Source organism: Streptomyces sp. NPDC088252, from assembly GCF_044740965.1.
Taxonomy (GTDB): domain Bacteria; phylum Actinomycetota; class Actinomycetes; order Streptomycetales; family Streptomycetaceae; genus Streptomyces.
The window spans coordinates 471,184-490,977 of record NZ_JBIURS010000003.1 but is presented as its reverse complement, the minus strand read 5'-3'; the positions used below and the strand labels follow the sequence as shown (position 1 = coordinate 490,977).

General features: G+C 70.7%; 24 protein-coding genes and 1 pseudogene. 16 read left to right on the top strand and 9 right to left on the bottom strand.

From position 1 onward, the window contains the following. Positions 1-40: 40 nt before the first annotated feature. On the top strand, positions 41-328 hold the full coding sequence (locus tag ACIOHC_RS09325; RefSeq protein ID WP_351075365.1) for a DUF1416 domain-containing protein: 288 nt from the start codon (positions 41-43) through the stop codon (positions 326-328). Between the two features lie 149 nt (positions 329-477). Beyond that, entirely contained in the window at positions 478-735 is a 258-nt protein-coding gene (locus ACIOHC_RS09320) for a DUF3099 domain-containing protein (protein ID WP_351075363.1), read from the top strand. A gap of 34 nt (positions 736-769) precedes the next feature. Here the strand turns inward: ACIOHC_RS09320 and ACIOHC_RS09315 are convergent, their stop codons facing one another. Then, entirely contained in the window at positions 770-1,132 is a 363-nt protein-coding gene (locus tag ACIOHC_RS09315) for a DsrE family protein (RefSeq protein WP_365689654.1), read from the bottom strand. Between the two features lie 298 nt (positions 1,133-1,430). On the opposite strand from ACIOHC_RS09315, the gene ACIOHC_RS09310 reads away from it, so the two are divergent. The 5 genes from ACIOHC_RS09310 to ACIOHC_RS09290 all read left to right on the top strand — a co-directional run bounded on the left by ACIOHC_RS09310 (position 1,431) and on the right by ACIOHC_RS09290 (position 4,983). Next, a complete protein-coding gene (locus ACIOHC_RS09310; RefSeq protein WP_389636546.1) occupies positions 1,431-1,820 on the top strand; it encodes a hypothetical protein in 390 nt (129 codons plus the stop codon). A 139-nt stretch (positions 1,821-1,959) separates the two neighbouring features. Then, a complete protein-coding gene (locus ACIOHC_RS09305; RefSeq protein ID WP_365689655.1) occupies positions 1,960-2,451 on the top strand; it encodes a hypothetical protein in 492 nt (163 codons plus the stop codon). Positions 2,452-2,808: 357 nt separating this feature from the next. Further along, entirely contained in the window at positions 2,809-3,381 is a 573-nt protein-coding gene (locus ACIOHC_RS09300) for an FABP family protein (protein ID WP_351075359.1), read from the top strand. A gap of 144 nt (positions 3,382-3,525) precedes the next feature. Next, positions 3,526-3,996 carry a Fur family transcriptional regulator gene (locus tag ACIOHC_RS09295; RefSeq protein ID WP_351075358.1) on the top strand — a complete coding sequence of 157 codons (471 nt, stop codon included), beginning with the start codon at positions 3,526-3,528 and terminating at the stop codon, positions 3,994-3,996. A gap of 21 nt (positions 3,997-4,017) precedes the next feature. Beyond that, positions 4,018-4,983 carry a YgfZ/GcvT domain-containing protein gene (locus ACIOHC_RS09290; RefSeq protein ID WP_401842133.1) on the top strand — a complete coding sequence of 322 codons (966 nt, stop codon included), beginning with the start codon at positions 4,018-4,020 and terminating at the stop codon, positions 4,981-4,983. A 160-nt stretch (positions 4,984-5,143) separates the two neighbouring features. Here ACIOHC_RS09290 and dtd read toward each other — a convergent pair whose 3' ends face one another. Then, positions 5,144-5,593, bottom strand: a complete 450-nt coding sequence (dtd, locus tag ACIOHC_RS09285; RefSeq protein ID WP_365689656.1) for a D-aminoacyl-tRNA deacylase — start codon at positions 5,591-5,593, stop codon at positions 5,144-5,146. Positions 5,594-5,710: 117 nt separating this feature from the next. On the opposite strand from dtd, the gene ACIOHC_RS09280 reads away from it, so the two are divergent. The 4 genes from ACIOHC_RS09280 to ACIOHC_RS09265 all read left to right on the top strand — a co-directional run bounded on the left by ACIOHC_RS09280 (position 5,711) and on the right by ACIOHC_RS09265 (position 9,565). Beyond that, the gene (locus ACIOHC_RS09280; protein WP_365689657.1) at positions 5,711-6,337 is read left to right on the top strand and encodes an ABC transporter substrate-binding protein; all 627 of its coding nucleotides are present in this window, start codon (positions 5,711-5,713) and stop codon (positions 6,335-6,337) included. Positions 6,338-6,382: 45 nt separating this feature from the next. Continuing rightward, positions 6,383-7,366 carry an asparaginase gene (locus ACIOHC_RS09275; protein WP_351075352.1) on the top strand — a complete coding sequence of 328 codons (984 nt, stop codon included), beginning with the start codon at positions 6,383-6,385 and terminating at the stop codon, positions 7,364-7,366. 64 nt (positions 7,367-7,430) lie between these two features. Continuing rightward, on the top strand, positions 7,431-8,681 hold the full coding sequence (locus tag ACIOHC_RS09270; protein WP_351075351.1) for a GNAT family N-acetyltransferase: 1,251 nt from the start codon (positions 7,431-7,433) through the stop codon (positions 8,679-8,681). Positions 8,682-8,896: 215 nt separating this feature from the next. Then, entirely contained in the window at positions 8,897-9,565 is a 669-nt protein-coding gene (locus tag ACIOHC_RS09265; protein ID WP_389636544.1) for a TetR/AcrR family transcriptional regulator, read from the top strand. A 162-nt stretch (positions 9,566-9,727) separates the two neighbouring features. Here ACIOHC_RS09265 and ACIOHC_RS09260 read toward each other — a convergent pair whose 3' ends face one another. From ACIOHC_RS09260 to ACIOHC_RS09250, 3 genes are all read right to left on the bottom strand, one after another. Beyond that, positions 9,728-10,249, bottom strand: coding sequence for a DUF2199 domain-containing protein (locus tag ACIOHC_RS09260; RefSeq protein ID WP_351075349.1), 522 nt, complete (start codon positions 10,247-10,249; stop codon positions 9,728-9,730). Between the two features lie 172 nt (positions 10,250-10,421). Then, complete coding sequence (locus ACIOHC_RS09255; protein ID WP_351075347.1) at positions 10,422-11,336, bottom strand: oxidoreductase; 915 nt, start codon at positions 11,334-11,336, stop codon at positions 10,422-10,424. A gap of 61 nt (positions 11,337-11,397) precedes the next feature. Beyond that, positions 11,398-12,102: an alpha/beta hydrolase gene (locus tag ACIOHC_RS09250; RefSeq protein ID WP_351075346.1), complete on the bottom strand. Its 705-nt coding sequence runs from the start codon at positions 12,100-12,102 to the stop codon at positions 11,398-11,400. A gap of 204 nt (positions 12,103-12,306) precedes the next feature. Here ACIOHC_RS09250 and ACIOHC_RS09245 point away from each other — a divergent pair, with 204 nt between their 5' ends. Further along, positions 12,307-12,873, top strand: a complete 567-nt coding sequence (locus ACIOHC_RS09245) for an O-methyltransferase (protein WP_389636542.1) — start codon at positions 12,307-12,309, stop codon at positions 12,871-12,873. Positions 12,874-12,928: 55 nt separating this feature from the next. Beyond that, on the top strand, positions 12,929-13,282 hold the full coding sequence (locus ACIOHC_RS09240) for a hypothetical protein (protein WP_389636541.1): 354 nt from the start codon (positions 12,929-12,931) through the stop codon (positions 13,280-13,282). A gap of 8 nt (positions 13,283-13,290) precedes the next feature. On the opposite strand, the gene ACIOHC_RS09235 is transcribed toward ACIOHC_RS09240, so the two are convergent. The 4 genes and pseudogenes from ACIOHC_RS09235 to ACIOHC_RS09220 all read right to left on the bottom strand — a co-directional run bounded on the left by ACIOHC_RS09235 (position 13,291) and on the right by ACIOHC_RS09220 (position 17,598). Continuing rightward, positions 13,291-14,199, bottom strand: a complete 909-nt coding sequence (locus ACIOHC_RS09235) for an aminoglycoside phosphotransferase family protein (RefSeq protein ID WP_389636540.1) — start codon at positions 14,197-14,199, stop codon at positions 13,291-13,293. Between the two features lie 278 nt (positions 14,200-14,477). Next, complete coding sequence (locus tag ACIOHC_RS09230) at positions 14,478-16,868, bottom strand: excinuclease ABC subunit UvrA (protein ID WP_351075340.1); 2,391 nt, start codon at positions 16,866-16,868, stop codon at positions 14,478-14,480. Between the two features lie 105 nt (positions 16,869-16,973). Next, positions 16,974-17,135, bottom strand: a pseudogene (locus ACIOHC_RS09225) (VOC family protein); the annotation flags it as partial. A gap of 16 nt (positions 17,136-17,151) precedes the next feature. Further along, positions 17,152-17,598, bottom strand: a complete 447-nt coding sequence (locus tag ACIOHC_RS09220) for a helix-turn-helix transcriptional regulator (protein ID WP_351075394.1) — start codon at positions 17,596-17,598, stop codon at positions 17,152-17,154. A 309-nt stretch (positions 17,599-17,907) separates the two neighbouring features. Between ACIOHC_RS09220 and ACIOHC_RS09215 the strand changes: the two genes are divergently transcribed. The 3 genes from ACIOHC_RS09215 (at position 17,908) to ACIOHC_RS09205 (ending at position 19,769) form a co-directional block, all read left to right on the top strand. Next, positions 17,908-18,576, top strand: a complete 669-nt coding sequence (locus tag ACIOHC_RS09215) for a class I SAM-dependent methyltransferase (RefSeq protein ID WP_351075338.1) — start codon at positions 17,908-17,910, stop codon at positions 18,574-18,576. Positions 18,577-18,707: 131 nt separating this feature from the next. Then, positions 18,708-19,079, top strand: a complete 372-nt coding sequence (locus ACIOHC_RS09210) for a VOC family protein (RefSeq protein ID WP_365689668.1) — start codon at positions 18,708-18,710, stop codon at positions 19,077-19,079. A 186-nt stretch (positions 19,080-19,265) separates the two neighbouring features. Further along, positions 19,266-19,769, top strand: a complete 504-nt coding sequence (locus ACIOHC_RS09205; RefSeq protein ID WP_365689669.1) for a helix-turn-helix transcriptional regulator — start codon at positions 19,266-19,268, stop codon at positions 19,767-19,769. Positions 19,770-19,794 lie beyond the last annotated feature (25 nt).

Sequence of the window (19,794 nt, the reverse complement as noted above, 5' to 3'; positions counted from 1 at the left end):
CCGGACCAGCACGACCCCCGACCCAGAAGGACAGAACACCATGTGTGGAGCAAAGGCCGGCGGCCCCGACGCTTCGGGCATCAAGCCCGGTGAGACCACCATCCAGGGCAGCGTGACCCGCGACGGCGAGCCCGTCACCGGCTACGTGCGCCTGCTGGACTCGACCGGCGAGTTCACCGCGGAGGTCCCGACCTCGGCGACCGGACAGTTCCGCTTCTACGCGGCCGAGGGCACGTGGACGCTGCGCGCCCTCGTCCCGGGCGGCAGCGCCGACCGCACGGTCGTGGCGCAGACCGGTGGCCTCTCCGAGGTCGCGATCGCCGTCTAGTCACCGAACGCGGGAGCACCGGCCGGGCCGGTGCTCCCGCGACGCCTTGCCGGCCGAAGGGCCGTGCCCCGGGGGTTGGACGCCTTCCGAAGCGGGGTACGGCCCTTCGCGCCGTTCGCGCGGGCGGGGAACGGGCCTACGCTTGAGGTATGTACGCCCGACGCCGTCGCGGCTATTTCCTGATGATGGGCGGTTGCATCGTCCTCTTCGTATCGGCCTGGTCCTTTGTCCGGCTGTGGTCGATGCCCGCCGCGATAGCGATGTGTGTGGTCGCCATGGTCATCCCGCCCGTCGCGGCCATGGTCGCCAACCGTCGGGGCCCGGAGGACCGCTGGTGGGACGATCCGTCCGGCGATCCGCAGTCGGACGAGTGGTGGGACGAGCTCGACGGCAAGAAACGGCACTGAACGGCCGGGACGGCGCCGAAGGCCGTGGGCGCCGTCAGTAGACGAGGGCCTGGACGCCGTCGGCCATGATCTCGCTGACGAAGACCTGGGCGCCCGCGATGCGTACGCCCTCCAGGACGTCCTGTTCGGTGATGTCGCGACGCGCGGCGCACTGCGTGCACAGGGTGATCCGGCCGCCCGCCTGGATCGACTCGATCAGATCCGGCAGTGGGGCGGCGTGCGGCAGTTCGAACTCGGCGGCCCGCCCCGGCAGCGCGAACCACGAGGACTCCCCGGTCAGCCAGAGGGAGACCTCCACACCACTGGCGACGGCGACCGCGGCCACCGTGAACGCCTGGGAGCAGCGCTCGGCTGCGTCGGCACCGGCAGTCACCTTGATCACGAGCTTCTTCGGCATATGCCGAACTGTAATCGTCGGGCGGGCAACCTCATCCCCTCGGTGGCAGTCAGGTGGGTGCGCGAATAACGGAATCCGCGCCTCAGGTCTCGTGGGGGGACCCCTTTTGGAATCGAAGGACACCATTCCTGACGGGCAGGCCGAGCCGCTCGCCGCGAAAGAGATACCGGCCGGTGCCGTGGAGCCATCGCCGGCGAGAGAGACCCCGGAGCCGGTGCTTGGGCCGGAACCGGTGCCGATGCCTGAGCCCGGGCCCGGGCCCCGGGTCCAGCCCCGGGCCGTGCCCGGGTCGGCGCCCGTGGCTGATCCCGAGGCCGCACCGGCCGCAGCGCCCGTCGCGAAGGGCCCGCGTGGGCGCACGGCCCTGCTGATCGCCGCTGCCGCGGTGCTCGGTATCGCCGGCGGCACCGCCGTGGGCTACGACGTGCAGGCGGGTCGTGCCCCGACCCCGCTGCCCGCCCTGGCGCAGCCCGATCTGGCGTACCCGGCGAAGGCGCTGCCCGCGGACAAGGCCCCCGACCCGCTGCCCGCGTCCCAGGACCGTCAGGTCAGGACGGACGGCGACCTGCGCAAGTTGCTCGCCGACAGGCCCGCGGGCTGGAGCGAGGACAAGGCGGTGCCGGGCCTCCGCGACGGCTGGCTGGGCGTGGACGAGTACGCCCGCACCGGGTCTGTCCACCGGGAGTGACGGCCGCTGGGACTATCCCGAGCTGAGCCTGCCGGCGCTGCCGGCCGGTTCGCCCCGCCCGTTCAGCGACGGCAATGCCGCCGAGATTCACCACGCCGACCTTCGACGTCTGCTGCTGCCCGCTCCGGCCGGAGCGACCGTGGACAAGAAGCTCGATGGCGGCTGGGTGAGCACGGAGCGGTACCTCTCCGAGTACGTGAAGGGCAAGCGCTCCGACATCACACACATACTGAAGGACTCTGCTCCGCGGCACGTCGCCGCCCGCGGCTGGGCGATGCCCGACGGCACGTCGTCCCGGATTTATCTCGTGCAGTTCAATTCGACGGCCTTCGCGCAGTACTTCAGGGACGCGGTCGTTGGGGACGCCCCCTCCGGGGTACCTCTCGTCGGGACGTCCGAGACGTCCGGGATGGTCCTCGACGAGGGCTGGAGCGGCGCAGGCAAGGTGGAGCGCACCGCGTCGTACGCGTACGAGGAGGCGAAGCCGTACGGCGCGGCGCAGGTGCGCCTGGGATACCTGGTCGCCGGCGACACGTTCGCCCTCGTTGTCCAGTCCCGGGAGGGCAAGGAGGGCACGGATCGCGTTCCGTTCCACCAGACGCTGATCCTGCAGAACCAGCTGCTGGGCTGACCTGCCCCACGGTATCGGCCTGATCCACTCCATATCGTGCAGCGGGCCGTAAACCCCGAACCGGCGGGCCGGGCCCCAACCCATTAGGCTGGGGCCCGGCCCCATACCGCTGCCATACCGCTCGTTCCAAGGAGTTCCCGTGCTTGAGGCATTCTTCTCTGCCCTGCTGGTACTGGTCTGCGTCGGCGTTCTCGCCTTCGCGGGCGTGACCGTGAAGAAGCTGTACCAGGGTCAGCGCTGAACCTCCCCGCCCTCGCCTCTGTCCGCACGGGTACCCCCGTCAGGACGACGTGACACCGGCACTCCGATGTGTCACGTTCGAAGTCGCCCCCACCTCACAGATCGTCTGAGCCGTTCATGATCGAGATCCCGTCCGACCTCCACCCGGACCTCGTCCCGCTGGCCTTCCTCCTCGGCAACTGGGCGGGCGCGGGTGTCTCCGACTTCCCCGGCGCCGAGCAGTGCAACTTCGGCCAGGAAGTCTCCTTCAGCCACGACGGCCGGGACTTCCTGGAGTACGTCTCGCACACCTGGGTGCTCGACTCCGAGGGCAAGAAGGTCAAGCCGCTGGAGTCCGAGTCCGGCTACTGGCGTATCGACAAGGACCGCAAGGTCGAGGTCGTCATGGTCCGCGACCAGGGCGTCATCGAGATCTGGTACGGCGAGCTGGCCGACCAGAAGCCGCAGATCGACCTGGTCACCGACGCGGTGGCCCGGACCGCGGCCTCCGGCCCGTACAGCGGTGGCAAGCGTCTCTACGGCTATGTGAAGAGCGACCTGATGTGGGTCGGCGAGAAGGCCACCCCCGAGGTGGAGCTGCGCCCGTACATGTCGGCGCACCTGAAGAAGGTCGTCACTCCGGAAGAGGTCGAGGCGATGGCGAAGAGCCTCGGCGACCTTCCGGACGACGGCATCGCCTTCTTCAAGTAGTCCTCGCCCCGGCGGCCCGCCCCGGCCGCCGCGTTCCTGCCGTTCGTTCCGCCGCCCGCGTTCGCGGGGATCGCGGCGCGCGGTGCATGGATTCCTTTCGCACACAGCTGCGGGCAGGTGCTCACCCCGACCTACACTGAGCGTGTGGTGAGCACCGACTGGAAGACCGACCTCCGACAGCGCGGCTACCGGCTGACGCCGCAGCGGCAGCTTGTCCTGGAAGCCGTCGACACGCTGGAACACGCGACGCCGGACGACATCCTCGCCGAGGTGCGCAGGACCGCATCCGGCGTGAACATCTCCACCGTCTACCGGACGCTCGAACTCCTGGAGGAGCTGGAGCTGGTCAGCCACGCCCATCTGGGGCACGGGGCGCCGACGTACCACCTGGCCGACCGCCACCACCACATCCATCTGGTCTGCCGCGACTGCACGAACGTCATCGAGGCCGATGTCGAGGTCGTCGCCGAGTTCACCGCGAAGCTCCAGGCCGACTTCGGTTTCGAGACGGACATGAAGCACTTCGCGATCTTCGGCCGCTGCGCCGACTGCACGGCGAAGGCGGCGTCCGCGGGCGCCGCCCGGACGGCCGAAGCGGCCCGTCCCGAGCCGTAAATCGCGTCGTACGCTGGTCGCATGAAGAGCCCCCTGCTGTCCCTGCCCGGTGCCGTACCCGCCGAAGGCCACGACGAAGGCGTCGCCGCGCACTACGGCGATCTGTTCCGCGAGCAGCGCGCCCTCGCCGACGGCTCCGGCCTCGTCGACCTCTCGCACCGTGCCGTCGTCACCGTCACCGGCAGCGACCGGCTGGCCTGGCTGCATCTCCTGCTCACCCAGCACGTCAGCGACCTCGCCCCGGGACAGGCCACCGAGGCCCTGATCCTCACCGCGAACGGGCACATCGAGCACGCCCTCTACCTCGTCGACGACGGCGAGACCGTGTGGATGCACGCCGAACCGGGCACACAGGGCGATCTCGTCGCCTACCTGGAGTCCATGAAGTTCTTCTACCGGGTCGAAGTCGCCGACCGCACCGAGGACTTCGCCGTGGTGTATCTGCCGGCCGGCTCCATCGCGGAGGCCCCGGACGGCGTGACGGTACGGGAGACGGCGTACGGCCGGGATCTGTTCCTGCCCCGCGCCGACCTGGAGAAGTACGCGGCCGCGCACGGCCCCCTGGCCGGCGTCCTCGCGTACGAGGCGCTGCGCGTCGAGGCGCACCGCCCGCGCGTCGGCTTCGAGACCGATCACCGCACCATCCCGCACGAGCTGGGCTGGATCGGCACCGCCGTCCACCTCCAGAAGGGCTGCTACCGGGGCCAGGAGACCGTGGCCCGGGTGCAGAACCTGGGCAAGCCGCCGCGGCGGCTGGTCTTTCTGCACCTCGACGGCAGCGAGGTCGTCCTGCCCGGACACGGCACACCGGTACGGCTCGCCGCGGACGGTGCCGAGGGCAGGCAGCTGGGCTTCATCACCACCTCGGCCCGCCACCACGAACTGGGACCGATCGCGCTGGCCCTGGTCAAGCGGAACGTCGCGGTGGACGCGGAACTGCTCGCGGGGGACACGGCCGCCGCCCAGGAGACGGTCGTGGAGCCGTAGGACCGCTCGTCCGGACCGGACCGGACCGGATCGGGGAGCGGGGCCGGGCCGGACGAAGGACCCCGGCCCTCAGGCTTCTGTGCGCAGATTTCCTACGCGCGACCGTCTGCGTCGTCCACGCCGGATGTCCGACCCGTCTGCGTCCGGACCGGGACCCGGCTCAGACCTCGACGACGACGGTGAACGGGCCGTGGTTCGTGAGCGAGACCCGCATGTCCGCCCCGAACCGGCCCGTCTCCACCCGCGCTCCCAGCGCCCGCAGCTGCGCCACCACCTCGTCGACCAGCGGTTCGGCGATCTCGCCGGGCGCGGCGGCGTTCCAGGTGGGCCTGCGCCCCTTCCGGGCGTCCCCGTAGAGGGTGAACTGCGAAATCACCAGAAGTGGTGCATTCACATCGGAGCAGGACTTCTCGCCCTCCAGGATGCGAACCGACCAGAGCTTGCGGGCGAGCTGGGCCGCCTTCTCCGCGGTGTCCCCGTGGGTGACTCCCACCAGCACACACAGCCCTTCGCCGATGATTTCGCCGACCACCTCGGGTCCGCCCGACGCACCCGCGCCGTCGGTCACCGTGACGCTCGCACCGTCCACCCTCTGTACCACTGCACGCATACAGACCAACCTATCTTGGGCTGAACGGGTACAGAGCATCCACACAGGCCCCACTGGAGTGGCACCATGCTGGGAAGGCGGTGTGCCGACGCACCGGTCGAGGGGATGGACACAAGCATGAGTACCCATGGAACCGGGCAGTCCCCCGGCGCCGTGCCGGCCGCGCGTACCGGCACCAGTACCAGTACCAGCACCATGCGCCCACCGGTCCAGCGAACCGGTCACGGCCTTGTGGACGGCCTTGTGGACGGTCCGCCCGCGGGACCGCAGCCGGAGCTGGAGGGCCTGCGACTGCCGGAGCTGCGGACACTGCGGCGCGACTCGCAGCGCGACGAGGCCGACCTCAGCTATGTGCGGCGGCTGGTGCAGGGGCGGATCGACATCCTGCGGGCCGAGCTGGCCCGGCGGCTGGATCCCGAGACACCGGTGGTGGACCGGCTCTCGGAGATCCTCGCCGACACCCCGTCCCAGCACCGCTCCTCCGCCCGGCACGTCACGCTCACCACGCCGCGCAGCGACGAGTACCGCCGGCTGGCGGCCGAGACGCTGGCCGAGGTCGAACTCTCCGACCTCGACGCCCGTACGGACGAGGAGCTGCACACCGCGATGGGGCGCCTGGTCCGCTACGAACAGCAGGTCTCCCGGCGCCGTCACCAGCTGCAACGCACCGCGGACGATTGCAGTGCCGAGATCGCCCGCAGGTACCGTGATGGTGAAGCACAAGTAGACGACCTGCTCGCCTGAAGCACCCTTCCGGGGGCGGGTTCCGCTCGTCCCCGGAAGGCCACCATGACCTCCAGCGCCGCCGCTGCCCCCTCCGTCATATCCCCCGAGTCGTTCCCCGTGCTGGCCGAGGTCGTGCGGTCCGGCTTCGTGGAAGGCCGGCACCGGGGTTCCCTGGTCGTGCTGGCGGCCGACGGCAGTGTGGAGAAGGCGCTCGGCGACCCGACGGCGCCGGTCTTCCCACGCTCCTCCAACAAGCCGATGCAGGCCGCGGCCGTGCTGCGGGCCGGGCTCGATCTGTCCGGGGAGCGGCTGGCGCTGGCCGCCGCGAGCCATTCGGGCGAGGGCTTCCACCTGGAACTCGTCAGCGCGATGCTCGCCGAGCACGGACTGACGCCCGGCGATCTGCAGACCCCGCCCGATCTGCCACTGGACCCGGCGGAGGCGGAGACGTATCTCGCCGCGGGCCACGTCCGGGAGCGGATCACCATGAACTGCTCCGGCAAGCATGCGGCCATGCTCGCCGCGTGCGCGGTGAACGGCTGGGACCGGGCGTCCTACCTCGACCCGGCGCACCCGCTCCAGCAGCTGGTGCACCAGGTGGTGGAGGAGGCGGCGGGCGAGCCCGTCTCGGCGGTCGGCACGGACGGGTGCGGGGCGCCGCTGATGGCGATCAGCCTGGTGGGGCTGGCGCGGGCCTTCCGTACGTTCGTGACGGCGGATCCCGGGACGGCGGAGCGGCGGGTCGGGGACGCGATGCGGGCCCACCCCGAGTACGTGGCCGGAACGCGACGCCCCGACACCTGGCTGATGCGGGAGGTGCCGGGCGCGCTCTCCAAGATGGGCGCGGAGGCGGTGCAGGCGGTGGCCCTGGCCGACGGCCGGGCGCTGGCCTTCAAGATCGACGACGGTGCGACACGGGCACTCGGCCCGGTGCTGGCCCGGTCGCTGCGTCTGCTCGGCATCGACGCCCCGGTGGTCTCCCGGATCGGGCACGCGCCGCTGCTGGGCGGCGGTGGCGAGGTCGGCGAGATCCGGGCCGCGTTCTGACCGGATTCCCCGTCGGCGGAAAAACCGGGCGACATCCGGTGACCCGGTATCTAGCGTGGGGTCCATGCGCCTTGACGTCCGTGCGATCACCGAATCCGAGTTCCCCGGCTGGCTGCAGGCCCTGAACACCGGCTTTCTGCGCCCGCCGGTGGTGACGGGTGAGGAGGTCGCCGGCCGTCTTCCGCACACCGACCTGGCCCGTACGCAGGGGGCTTTCGACGGCGGGCGGTGCGTGGCCACGTTCCGTTCGTTCGCGCAGGAACTCACCGTCGTCGGCGGCGCCACGGTGCGGGCCGACGCGGTCTCCAACGTCACGGTGTCTCCCACGCACCGACGCCGGGGGCTGCTCAGCCGGATGATGGCCGCGGACCTGGCGGCGGCGAAGGAACGCGGCGACGTGGTCGCCACCCTGATCGCCGCCGAGTACCCCATCTACGGGCGGTTCGGCTTCGGCCCGGCGACGTGGACGACCGAGTGGGAGATCGACGTACCGAGGGCGGGCCTCGACCCCCGCTGGTCGGGTCCCGCCGCGTCGGACGGGGGCCGGATCGACCTGGTGACCGGTGCGGACGTGCGCAAGCTGGGACCGGCCCTCCACGACCGGCTGCGCGCACGGCAGCACGGTGCGGTCAACCGCGACACCCGCTGGTGGGAGGTGAACACCGGTGAGAACCCGACCGGGCCCGGTACCTGGACGGAACCCTTCTACGCGCTCTACAGCAATGCGGACGGCGAGGTCGACGGCCTGATCGCCTACCGTGCCGACGACCACTGGAGCGACGCCAAGCAGCCGCTCAACCGGGCCACGGTGCTCGGGCAGATCGCCGTCACCCCGGCCGCGGAGCGCGCGCTGTGGCACTTCGTCTGTTCGATCGACTGGATCAGCACGGTCCGCACCGGTCGCCGGGCCCCCGACGACCTGCTGCCCCTCCTCCTCCCGGATCCGCGCGCGGCCCGCATCGTGACCCAGGCGGACTGGCTGTGGGTACGCGTCCTGGACGTCGTACGCGCCCTGGAGGCCCGCACCTACGCGGTACCCGGCGCGCTGACCCTGGACATCCACGACAGCACGGGTCTGACCGCCGGCCGCTACCGCCTGGACGCCTCGGAGTCCGGCGCGACGTGCGTCCCCACCACGGCCGGTGCCGATCTCGCCCTGGACGTGAGGGAGTTGGGGGCGCTCTACCTGGGCGACGAGTCGCCGGTCCGACTGGCGGCCCTGGGCCGCATCGAGGAACTCACGCCGGGTGCGGTGGCACGGGCGGAGGGTATGTTCAGGGCGGCGCGGCGACCGTGGTGCCCGGACGTCTTCTGAGACGCGGAGCCCCGGGGACGCGTACGGCGGTGATCCCGCCCCGGTTCGGTTCCGGCGTGTCATCGCGTGAGCCGGAGTTCGGGTCCGGGCCCGAACGGGTGCTGGACGGGACGGAGCTCCTGGTGGAGGCGCGGGCGCGGGCCTGAGGCGGGGAGGGGGCGGGGCCGCTCCCGGACGTCAAGTCCGGTTGAGGTCAAGGCGTACGCTTCACGTTCATGAGCGGAGAGAAGCCCGGACCGGAATCGGCGGCGCAGGCGGGCCGTGCGCCGCATGCGCCGATGAGTCTGCGTGAGCGGAAGAAGCAGCTGACGTACCAGGCGGTCTCCGAAGCCGCGATCGCGATGTTTCTGGAGCGGGGCTTCGACAAGGTCTCGGTGGCGGAGGTGGCGGCTGCCGCGGACATCTCCAAGCCGACGCTGTTCCGGTACTTCCCGGCCAAGGAGGACCTGGTCCTGCACCGGTTCGCCGACCACGAGGACGAGGCGGCCCGGGTGGTCGCCGCCCGTGGGGAGGACGAGTCCCCGCTGGAGGCCCTGCACCGCCATTTCCTGGACGGCCTGGAGCGGCGCGACCCGGTGACCGGCCTCTGCGACATTCCGCAGGTGCTGGCGTTCCAGCGGCTGCTGTACGGGACCCCGTCCCTGGTGGCCCGCCTGTACGGCTACCAGGGCCGCTCGGAGGCGGCGCTCGCGCGTGCCCTGGGCGACCGGGTACGGGACAGGCTGGCCGCGGGTCAGATCATCGCGGTGCTGCGCATTCTGGCCCTGGAGAACTGGCGGCGGATGGACGCGGGGGAGAGCGCGGACCGGACGTACGGAAGTGCGGTCGAGGCCGCCGAACTCGCCTTCGCGCAGCTGCGGTCGGGACTCGGGGACGAGTGGTAGGCAGGAGCGGCGGCCGGACCGCGTTCCGCAGCCGCAGGGACGGGCGGCAGACCGTCGCACCGGCGGGGAACACGAGCGGATCGTCGCGCGCCGGCGCGGCGACGGCGCCGGTGGGGGTGACCCGCCGCACCCGCCACCGCCGGGTGTGTCCGGCGGGACCGTTCAGGCATGGACGTCCTTGCCGTGCAGCACGGCTTCCGCGATCTCCCGCACCCGGTCGCGCGTGATGCCGGTGCGCTGTTCCACGGCGAGGGGATGATCGGTGGGCTCCAGCTCGATGCGGGGGCGGAGGCCGATCGGGCGGGTGTGGGCGTTCGTCTTGAGGTTGGTCGTGCGCGGTGAGTACAGCCCCAACTCGGTGCTCAGCCAGCCGAAGTAGGGCTGCTCGGACTCGCGGCCGGGGGTCTCCCACACATCGAGGGCGCGGCCGAAGTTCTCCCGGCTGAGCGAGACCCAGACACCCCAGGAGAAGGGCTCCTCGTTGCCGAGGACGGGCAGCTCGATCAGACCCTTGATGAAGTAGTGCTCGTGCCTGACGATGCACTGGTCCGAGGAGAGCATGCTGTCGGGGTCGCTCTCCAGGCTCGCGTCCCAGATGTCGGGTGCCATGGTCGAGTACCCCATCGGCAGTTCCGCGTGGTGTTCGCCGCAGCAGGAGCAGGTGTAGCCGGGGTCGATAGCCATGGGCGGGATCCTAAGGGCTGTCCCGTAGGGCCTCTCGTTCGGATCGTGCCGGGCCCACGTGCCCCGCTCCCCGATCCGGCCTGATCCGGACGGAAGCCCCCGGGGACCCGAGTCGGGGATTCGTCTGCCGGCCCCGGGCCGGGGGCCCGGCCCCCGGCCCTTCGCGGTCCGGCTACTCGCGACGCCCGAGCAGCGCCATGTCGTCCTCGTCGAGGGCCAGTCGGCCGGCGGCCATGTTCTCTTCGAGGTGGGCGAGCGAAGCGGTACCGGGGATCTGCACGATCGAGGGCGAGCGCGCCAGTCCCCACGCGAGGGCGACCTGGTGCGCCGTCGCACCGTGGCGTTCCGCGACCTTCCGGAGGTTCTCGCCGGCGAGCTCGGTGTGCCCGCCGCCGAGCGCGAAGAACGGCATGTACGCGATACCGGCGTCCGCGCACTCGTCGACGAGCGCCGCGTCCGCCCGGTCGAGCACGCCGAACCGGTTCTGCACGGCGACGACCGGTGCGATCGAGCGGGCCTCCGCGAGCTGTCCGGCCGTCACATTGCTGACGCCGAGCTGCCGGATCAGCCCTTCGTCGCGCAGCGCGGCCAGCACGGCGAACCGCTCGCCGAGCGACTCGGCGAGCCCCGAACCCAGCCGCCCCACCCGCAGGTTCACCAGGTCGAGAGTGTCGACTCCGAGGTCCTCCAGATTCCGTTCCACCTCCGCGCGCAGTTGATCGGGGCGGGCCTCGGCGTACATCTCACCCGTCTCGTCCCGCAGCGGGCCGACCTTGGTGGCGATGGTGACGTCCGCCGGGTACGGGTACAGCGCTTCGCGCAGGAGGTCGTTGGCGCGGTGGGTGTCGGAGAAGTAGAAGGCGGCGGTGTCGATGTGCCGCGCCCCGAGCTCGACGGCGCGACGGGCCACGGCCACGGCTTTCGCCGTGTCACCGGCGGGCCCGCTCCACCGCCCCGGCAGCTGCATCGCCCCGAAACCGAGGCGCGGGACGGTGACGGTGCCGCCCAGTTCGAAGGTGCCGGGGCCGGGGGCCGGGGATGAGGGCGAGGCCGGATCCGGGTCCGGGCCGATCGATGAGAAGGTCATGCGGGGCAGCATGACCGCCCGGGGGCCGGATCCGCACACCCATTTCCCCTCGCGCCGGGGCTCAGGACCTCACGGCCGATTGGTGCAGGATCCGTGCCAGCTCGCGCGGCCGGGAGAACATCGGCCAGTGGCCGGTGTCCATCTCCACCAGCTCCCAGTGCTCCTCGGCGGCCAGCAGCTCGGTCACGACGTCCTTCGGTTCGTCGCCGTCGAGCAGGCACTTGATGTACGTCGCCGGAAGCTCGCCGAGCGGACGTGGCAGGACGGCGGGCTCGGTCAGCGTGGTGCCCGGGTGCGGAGTCGAGCCGTCCACGATGCGGGCGATCTGCTCGTCGGTGAGGCCCTGGCCCTCGCAATCGGCGGCGGTGAGCGGCGCCCAGAATCCGCCGTTGCCCGTGATCGTGGCCTCCAGCGCCGCCGGGCCGTTCCACCAGTCGGAGGCGAACGACTCGCCGTCGACCGGAACCTCGGAGTCGACGAAGACCACGCGGGCCAGCCGGTCACCGATCCGCATCCCGGCCTGACCGACCGGGATGCCCGAGTAGCTGTGGCCGACCAGGACGACATCGTGGAGATCGTGGCGCTCCACCTCGTCGACGATGTCCTGGACGTGGGTCTGCTGCCCTGCCCGCACATCCCGCTTCTCCGCGAGACCGGACAGCGTCACCGGATGTGTGCCGTGCCCGGCCGCGCGCAACTCGGACACCACCTCGTCCCATGCCCACGATCCGAGCCATGCGCCCGCCACCAGTACGAACTCAGCCATGGCGGCAACCTATCGCGGAGGTACCACCGCTCGCTCCGGTTTCGATCAAGCATCGACGGGCGTGCGGCCCGTGGTGGTGCCCGGCCTGCGGCGGACTCGCCGGTGCTTCGACCGGGCAGGTCCGCCCGATCCGGACCTGCGAACTCCGGGCGGACGCCTCTGTCGGCGGATAGCGTCGTGTTCACAGCGAAGGGGAGCGTGATCATGGCAGAACGTGAGGTCCCGCCTCGTGTGGTGGCGGCAGAGCGTGTGGCCTGCGAGGCGGGATTCAAGAAGAGTTGCATCCCTGAAGTGGGCAGGCTGCTCAGGCTGGCCGCCGCTGCGAAACCCCACGGAATCATTGCGGAGAGCGGCACGGGCTCGGGCGTCGGCACCGCCTGGCTGCACAGTGGCCTCGGCGCCGGTGCCCGCCTGGTCACCGTGGAGCGGGACGAGGAGCTGGCCCGTCGAGCGGCCGGTGTCTTCGCGGACGACAAGCGGGTCAGCGTTCTCACCGGGGACTGGCGGCTGCTTGAGCAGCACGGCCCCTTCGACGTCTTCTTCTGCGACGGCGGGGGCAAACGCGACGACCCCCGGCGAGTCGTCGAACTGCTTGCTCCTGGTGGCCTTCTCGTCCTGGACGACTTCACCCCCTCGCCCCATTGGCCGCCCCGTTTCGGCGGCGAAGTGGATGAGCTCCGCATGTTCTACCTCACCCATCCGGCCCTGGACGCCACTGAAATACTCACAACACCAGCCAGTTCAGTGGTTGTCGGGGCGCGCCGCCTCTGACGGAGCTCTCGTCCGGATCGTGCCGGGCGCGGGTGCCCGTGTCAGCGCGTCACCGATGACCGACCGGGATGCCGGCTGTCCGGCGAGGCGCAGTGCCAAGGAAATGGCGGCGACCCGGGCCCGGCCGTCCTTCTCCGACGGGTACGGCCCCGACGCCGTTCTCGGCGACAGGGCTGCGCCCATGGACCCCGCGCCCGCCGTCGCCGACGCACCGGCCGCTCTCCTCGACGAGGACGACCGAATCGTGCGCTCGGAGGCCGCCTTCGGCCTTTCCCGGCGCGACGATCCGCGCACGGGGAGGGCGATCGAGCGGGTGGGGCCCCTCGATCGTGCCTTCGAGCACGACCACCGGGCCCATGGGCTCCGGGAGTGGAGTCGGTGGAAGAAGAACGCGACCGACGAGGCATGACCCGCCGCTCAACGAGCGTCGGCGTCGGCGAGGATCGCCTGAAGCCGTGCCCGGCATTCGGCGACGAAGGCGGGATAGGTGTGCCAGTAGTAGGAGATTCCACCGACGCCGACCGCGATCGCCCAGGCGCGGGCGCGGACCCAGGTCGGTTCGTCGAGGGCCAGGGTGTTCCAGTAGGCCTGCCGCGCCCGGGGCGGCAGGTCCCAGAGCGTGGCGTGCTCGGCGTCGGGAAAGCCGACCGAGAGCCCCCCGAAGTCGATGACCGCCCGGAGTCTGCCCTCGCGGACCAGGAGGTTGGCGGGCTTGAGGTCGCCGTGGAGCCACACATGAGGTCCCGAGGGCTCGGGCAGGGCGAGCGCGGTTCGCCACAACCGCTCCAGGGTCTCGACGTCGAGATCCAGGCCCTCGGTGGTCCGGCAGTCCTCGAAACACCGGCTGACCCACTGGTCGCATGGCCGCAGGCTGCCTCCGCGATACCAGCTGAGGTCATCCGTGCGAGTCGCTCCCATGAGGTCGGCGCCGTGGAGCTCCCGCACGACCGCCGCCAGGTCGGCCCCGAAGGCGGACCAGTCCCGGACGGTGTCCGGGCCGGCTTCGTCACCGTCGATCCAGCGGTGGACCGACCAGACGAGCGGGAACGCGCTGCTGGGCGTCCCGGCGTGGACGTGCTCGGGGACAGGGCAGGCCAGCAGGGGTGCCAGCCGAGGAAGCCACTCCTGCTCCTTGCGCACGGACCGGCCCGTCCCGGCGGTTCGTGGCAGACGCACGAGAAGGTCGTCGCCCAGCCGGTACATGATGTTGTCCGTGCCCGCTCCTGCGGGTGACAACGGCAGGTCGGCCCACTCCGGGCGCTGTGTCTCCAGCAGCGACCTGACCAGCGCCTCGTCGATCGGGATCTCGTTCTCGTGAAGCGTCACGCCGGGAGTCTCGCCCCCTCCTCGCGGCACGGCAAGCGACTTACCCCGCGGCGCGACACGCGACTTCCCCCGCGGTACGACGCGAGTCGGGGGCCCGCGGTCGCTTCGGCGGACGTGGACGCTGCCCCGGGACGTCGTGCCGACACGGCGTGCGCGCAGTCCGTGGGACGAGTCGAAACAGCGGGGAGAGCTCGTCCCGCGGTGTCCGCGAGGGACCGGGGCCTCTCGTCCGGACCATGCCGGGCTCGCGGGGCCCGGCCCGAACGAAAGACCCCGGGTCAGCTGCCGACGTAGGCCGCGAGGTGCTCGCCGGTGAGGGTGGAGCGGGCGGCGACGAGGTCGGCGGGGGTGCCCTCGAAGACGATCCGGCCGCCGTCGTGGCCGGCGCCGGGGCCGAGGTCGATGATCCAGTCGGCATGCGCCATGACCGCCGGGTGGTGCTCGACGACGACGACCGACTTGCCGGAGTCGACGAGCCGGTCGAGCAGGCCGAGGAGCTGCTCGACGTCGGCGAGGTGCAGGCCGGTGGTCGGCTCGTCGAGGACGTAGACGCCGCCCTTCTCGGCCATGTGCGTGGCCAGCCTGAGCCGCTGCCGCTCGCCGCCGGACAGCGTGGTCAGCGGCTGGCCGAGGCTGAGGTAGCCGAGCCCGACGTCGGCGAGCCGCTGCAGGATCCTGTGCGCGGCCGGCGTGCGCGCCTCGCCCTCGCCGAAGAACTCCTCGGCCTGGGACACCGACATCGCGAGCACCTCGCTGATGTCACGGCCGCCGAGGTGGTATTCGAGGACGGATGCCTGGAACCGCTTCCCCTCGCACTCCTCGCAGGGGATGGCGACGCCCGCCATCATCGCCAGGTCGGTGTAGACGACGCCGACGCCGTTGCACGTGGGGCAGGCGCCCTCGGAATTGGCGCTGAACAGCGCCGGCTTCACGCCGTTGACCTTCGCGAACGCCTTGCGGATCGGGTCGAGCAGCCCGGTGTACGTCGCCGGGTTGCTGCGGCGGGAGCCCTTGATGGCTCCCTGGTCGACCGAGATCACACCCTCGCCGGAAGGGATCGATCCGTGCACGAGCGAGCTCTTGCCGGAGCCCGCGACGCCGGTGACCACGCAGAGCACCCCGAGCGGGATGTCGACGTCGACGCTGTGCAGGTTGTGGGAGGTGGCGCCGCGGATCTCCAGCGCCCCGGAGGGCTTGCGCGCGGTCTCCTTGACGGCGGCCCGGTCGTCGAAGTGGCGGCCGGTGACGGTGTCGCCGGCCCGCAGCCCTTCGACCGTGCCCTCGAAACAGACGGTGCCGCCCGCCGAGCCGGCGCCGGGGCCGAGGTCGACGACATGGTCGGCGATCGCGATCGTCTGCGGCTTGTGCTCCACGACGAGCACCGTGTTGCCCTTGTCCCGCAGGCGCAGGAGCAGGTCGTTCATCCGGCTGATGTCATGGGGGTGCAGGCCCGTGGTGGGCTCGTCGAAGACGTACGTCGTATCGGTGAGCGAGGAGCCGAGGTGGCGGACCATCTTGACGCGCTGCGCCTCGCCGCCCGACAGCGTGCCCGACGGGCGGTCGAGCGCGAGGTAGCCGAGGCCGATCTCCACGAACGAGTCCAGCGTCTGCTGCAGCGCGGTGAGCAGCGGCGCCACCGAAGGGTCCTCGATGCCGCGCACCCATGCGGCCAGGTCGCGGATCTCCATCGCGCAGGCGTCGGCGATGCTGATCCGCCCGATCTTCGACGACCGGGCCCCCTCGCTCAGCCGGGTGCCGTCGCACTCGGGGCAGGTGGTGAAGGTGACCGCCCGCTCCACGAACGCGCGGATGTGCGGCTGCAGTGCCTCCTTGTCCTTGGAGAGCATCGACTTCTGGATCTTGGGGATCAGGCCCTCGTAGGTGAGGTTCACACCCTCGACCTTCACCTTGGTCGGCTCCCGGTGGAGGAAGTCCCGCATCTCCTTCTCGCTGAACTCGCGGATCGGCTTGTCCGGGTCGAGGAAGCCCGACTCGGCGTAGACCCGCACGGTCCAGAAGCTGTCCGACTTCCAGCCGGGGATGGTGAACGCGCCCTCGGCGAGCGACTTGGAGTCGTCGTAGAGCTGGGTGAGGTCGATGTCGGAGACCGTGCCGCGGCCCTCGCAGCGCGTGCACATGCCGCCGGTGCGGTTGAAGGTCGCCTTCACCGTCTTCTTGTTGCCGCGCTCGACGGTGATCGCACCGCTCGCCCGGACCGAGGCGGTGTTGAAGGAGTACGCGCTGGGCGGGCCGATGTGCGGCTTCCCGAGCCGGCTGAAGAGGATGCGCAGCATCGCGTTGGCGTCGGTGGCGGTGCCGACCGTGGAGCGCGGGTCGGCGCCCATCCGCTGCTGGTCGACGATGATCGCCGTCGTCAGCCCTTCGAGTACGTCGACCTCGGGCCGCGACGGCGTCGGCATGAATCCCTGCACGAAGGCGCTGTAGGTCTCGTTGATCAGCCGCTGCGACTCCGCGGCGATCGTGTTGAACACCAGAGAGCTCTTGCCCGAGCCGGAGACACCGGTGAACACCGTCAGCCTGCGCTTCGGTATCTCGACGCTGACGTCCTTGAGGTTGTTCACGCGCGCGCCGTGCACGCGGATCAGTGCGTGGCTGTCGGCGATGTTCTGCGCAGGCGACTGCGGGTCCGTGCTCCTGGCCGTGCTCATCGTGTCTCCATATCTTGCGCGGGACCGCCTTCGCGGTCTTTGTCGGTGTCGCCCGGCTCGTTCCGACCGGTTTTGAGCAGTACGTCCACCAGGTACCGGCCGGGCTCACCCGCTGCGGCGCTCGGCGAAGCGCAGCATGTTGCCCGCGGGGTCGCGGAAGGCGCAGTCGCGGGTCCCGTACGGCTGGTCGATCGGTTTCTGGAGCACTTCGGCGCCCGAGGCCTGGATGCGCTCGAAGGCGGCGTCGCAGTCGTCGGTCGCGATGATTTCCATGGACCTCACGCTACGGACGGGCCGTGCGCTCCGCTTCTTTGTTCCTGACCGGTTCCGCCTCCTCGGCCGGTTCTGCGTTTCCGGTCGGCTCCGCCTTCCGTGTCCGTTCCTTGTCCCTGACCGGGCGCGTGAGGATCTTGGCGACGCAGGCCGGGATGCCCGCGCCCTGCTCGTGCGCGCGCGCCCGGTACGCGCTCGGGCTCTCGCCCACCAGCTCGGTGAACCGCGAGCTGAACGACCCCAGCGACGTGCACCCGACGGCGAAGCAGACCTCCGTCACCGACAGGTCGCCGCGCCGCAGCAGGGCCTTGGCCCGCTCGATCCTGCGCGTCATCAGGTAGCTGTACGGCGTCTCTCCGAAGGCTGCGCGGAAGCTGCGGGAGAAGTGGCCGGGCGACATGTGGGACGCGCGTGCCAGTGCGGGGACATCGAGCGGTTCCGCGTAGGAGCGGTCCATCAGGTCGCGGGCCCGGCGGAGCCGAACCAGGTCCGATAGCGTCACCGGTCCAGCATCGCACGGACGCCACGCGGTGCGACGCCCTCGTGGTGCGGCACGGGTCGTGGCTGTGCGTTCCCGCGAGACCTGAACCGATGAGGTGCCTCTGATCCTGCGCCCTGTCATTTCGGCCGGGATGTCTCGGTGTACGAACAGGCTCATCGCTGTCCGGATCCACTTGGCCGGCGAGTACGGCCGGGCCATGGGCAACGGCTTGGCGTCAACCGGTGTACCAGTGCCAAAGCCCTCGCGCAGTCCTATGGTTGGCTGATGCGCGCACACCGTATCGACCGCCCGGCCGATCTCGACGTGGTCCGTGAGTCCTATGACCGGGTGGCCGACAACTACGCCCACATGGTGGTGACGACGGGAGTCGGCGACATCCGTAGCCATCCATGGCTCAAGGCATCGATCGACGCCTTCGCCGACACCGTGAGCGAGCTCGGGCCTGTCCTCGACGTCGGCTGCGGACCCGGAACGGTGACCGCCTACCTCGCCGAACGCGGACTCGATGTGTCCGGGGTCGATCTCTCACCTCGCATGATCGAGAACGCGCGCCGTCTTCATCCGCAGTGCCGCTTCAGCGTCGCCTCTGCCACCGACCTCGACCTCGGTGAAGCATCCCTTGGCGGCGTGCTCGGGTGGTGGTCGCTGTTCAACCTCCCCCGTGACGTCCTTCCCCAGGTTCTCGCCCTGTTCGCGCGTGCCCTGAAGCCGGGCGGGCACTTCATCACCGCAACGCACGTCGGCCACGAGGACGCGGTGCGCACCGAGGCCTACGGAGGTGTGCCCGTTCGCTGGACGACACACAAATGGCGGCCGGAACAACTCGTGGACCTGATCGAGCGGGCCGGCCTGCGCCCGGTCGCCGAACTCCGCCTCCCTCCAGAGGAGTACAGCGGGCCGGGTCTGGTCGTCATGGCCGAGCGACCCGGCTGAGGGTCGGGCGTCGGAAGCGGCAGGTGCCTACGGATGAGTGGGACGGGTGGGCGGTCGGTGTCCCGTTCGACCGTATGCAGCCGCCTCCACGGTGTGCATCGCGAAGATCCATCAGTCGACCCGGAGGTGACATGCCCCTGCAGATGAAGCTGAGTGCGATAACCCTCGACTGCCCTGATCCGCCCGCTCTGGCGGCGTTCTATCAGCAGGCCACCGGCCTCGCATCCCACCCGAAGTCGAACGCCGACTTCGCGGGTCTCGACCGTGAGGACGGTCTCTTCATCGGCTTTCAACGGGTTGACGACTACCGGGCTCCGAGCTGGCCTGACCAAAGCGTTCCCCAGCAGCTGCACATCTGCTTCACGGTCGAGGGGGACTTGGACGAGGCCGAGGCCCGCCTGCTGGAGCTGGGCGCGGGCAAACCGGATCAGCAGCCGCATCAGGACAGGTGGCGGGTCCTCACCGATCCGGCCGGGCATCCCTTCTGCATCGTCAGTAGCTGATCAGGGGGTTCAAGAGGGTTTCGATCCGTCCGGCTGTGTCCGTGATGGCTGTGCTGCTGAGTCGCTGGGGCCGGACAGGAACGGACAGGCGGGGCACGTACGCGGACCCCCTCCGTGCGAGTGGTGTGACGCACTTTTGCAAGCGGGTGCTTGCAAAAGTTAGCAAGGGTGGCGCACCATTGATCTATGGCATCCCTCAACGTCGGCAATCTCGGTGAGTATCTGCGCGAGCAGCGGCGCAACGCGCAGCTGTCGCTGCGGCAGCTCGCCGATGCCGCCGGGGTGTCCAATCCCTACCTCAGCCAGATCGAGCGCGGGCTGCGCAAGCCGAGCGCCGAGGTGCTGCAGCAGGTCGCGAAGGCGCTGCGGATCTCCGCCGAGACCCTGTATGTGCGGGCCGGGATTCTGGATGAGCGGGAGCGGGAGGAGCTGGAGACGCGGGCGGTGATTCTGGCCGACCCGTCCATAAACGAGCGGCAGAAGAGTGTGCTGCTGCAGATCTACGACTCCTTCCGCAAGGAGAACGGGTTCGAGCCCGGACCGGAATCCGGCGCCGAAGCCGGATCGGAGACCGGCGGCGAGTCCGGATCGGGCACCGGAGCGGGCGGCCGCCCCGGCGCCGACGGCCACCGCACGGCCGGCGGCAGCGATGCCGGCCCGGCTTCAAGGCCTTCAAAACCCTCACACTGAGTCTGATGATCCGGGAGGACCACAG

Coding starts and splice junctions, on each gene's coding strand:
- ACIOHC_RS09325 (WP_351075365.1), top strand. CDS start 41: ATGTGTGGAGCAAAGGCCGGCGGCCCCGACGCTTCGGGCATCAAGCCC.
- ACIOHC_RS09320 (WP_351075363.1), top strand. CDS start 478: ATGTACGCCCGACGCCGTCGCGGCTATTTCCTGATGATGGGCGGTTGC.
- ACIOHC_RS09315 (WP_365689654.1), bottom strand. CDS start 1,132: ATGCCGAAGAAGCTCGTGATCAAGGTGACTGCCGGTGCCGACGCAGCC.
- ACIOHC_RS09300 (WP_351075359.1), top strand. CDS start 2,809: ATGATCGAGATCCCGTCCGACCTCCACCCGGACCTCGTCCCGCTGGCC.
- ACIOHC_RS09290 (WP_401842133.1), top strand. CDS start 4,018: ATGAAGAGCCCCCTGCTGTCCCTGCCCGGTGCCGTACCCGCCGAAGGC.
- dtd (WP_365689656.1), bottom strand. CDS start 5,593: ATGCGTGCAGTGGTACAGAGGGTGGACGGTGCGAGCGTCACGGTGACC.
- ACIOHC_RS09280 (WP_365689657.1), top strand. CDS start 5,711: ATGAGTACCCATGGAACCGGGCAGTCCCCCGGCGCCGTGCCGGCCGCG.
- ACIOHC_RS09275 (WP_351075352.1), top strand. CDS start 6,383: ATGACCTCCAGCGCCGCCGCTGCCCCCTCCGTCATATCCCCCGAGTCG.
- ACIOHC_RS09270 (WP_351075351.1), top strand. CDS start 7,431: ATGCGCCTTGACGTCCGTGCGATCACCGAATCCGAGTTCCCCGGCTGG.
- ACIOHC_RS09265 (WP_389636544.1), top strand. CDS start 8,897: ATGAGCGGAGAGAAGCCCGGACCGGAATCGGCGGCGCAGGCGGGCCGT.
- ACIOHC_RS09260 (WP_351075349.1), bottom strand. CDS start 10,249: ATGGCTATCGACCCCGGCTACACCTGCTCCTGCTGCGGCGAACACCAC.
- ACIOHC_RS09255 (WP_351075347.1), bottom strand. CDS start 11,336: ATGACCTTCTCATCGATCGGCCCGGACCCGGATCCGGCCTCGCCCTCA.
- ACIOHC_RS09250 (WP_351075346.1), bottom strand. CDS start 12,102: ATGGCTGAGTTCGTACTGGTGGCGGGCGCATGGCTCGGATCGTGGGCA.
- ACIOHC_RS09245 (WP_389636542.1), top strand. CDS start 12,307: ATGGCAGAACGTGAGGTCCCGCCTCGTGTGGTGGCGGCAGAGCGTGTG.
- ACIOHC_RS09240 (WP_389636541.1), top strand. CDS start 12,929: ATGACCGACCGGGATGCCGGCTGTCCGGCGAGGCGCAGTGCCAAGGAA.
- ACIOHC_RS09230 (WP_351075340.1), bottom strand. CDS start 16,868: ATGAGCACGGCCAGGAGCACGGACCCGCAGTCGCCTGCGCAGAACATC.
- ACIOHC_RS09220 (WP_351075394.1), bottom strand. CDS start 17,598: ATGGACCGCTCCTACGCGGAACCGCTCGATGTCCCCGCACTGGCACGC.
- ACIOHC_RS09215 (WP_351075338.1), top strand. CDS start 17,908: ATGCGCGCACACCGTATCGACCGCCCGGCCGATCTCGACGTGGTCCGT.
- ACIOHC_RS09210 (WP_365689668.1), top strand. CDS start 18,708: ATGCCCCTGCAGATGAAGCTGAGTGCGATAACCCTCGACTGCCCTGAT.
- ACIOHC_RS09205 (WP_365689669.1), top strand. CDS start 19,266: ATGGCATCCCTCAACGTCGGCAATCTCGGTGAGTATCTGCGCGAGCAG.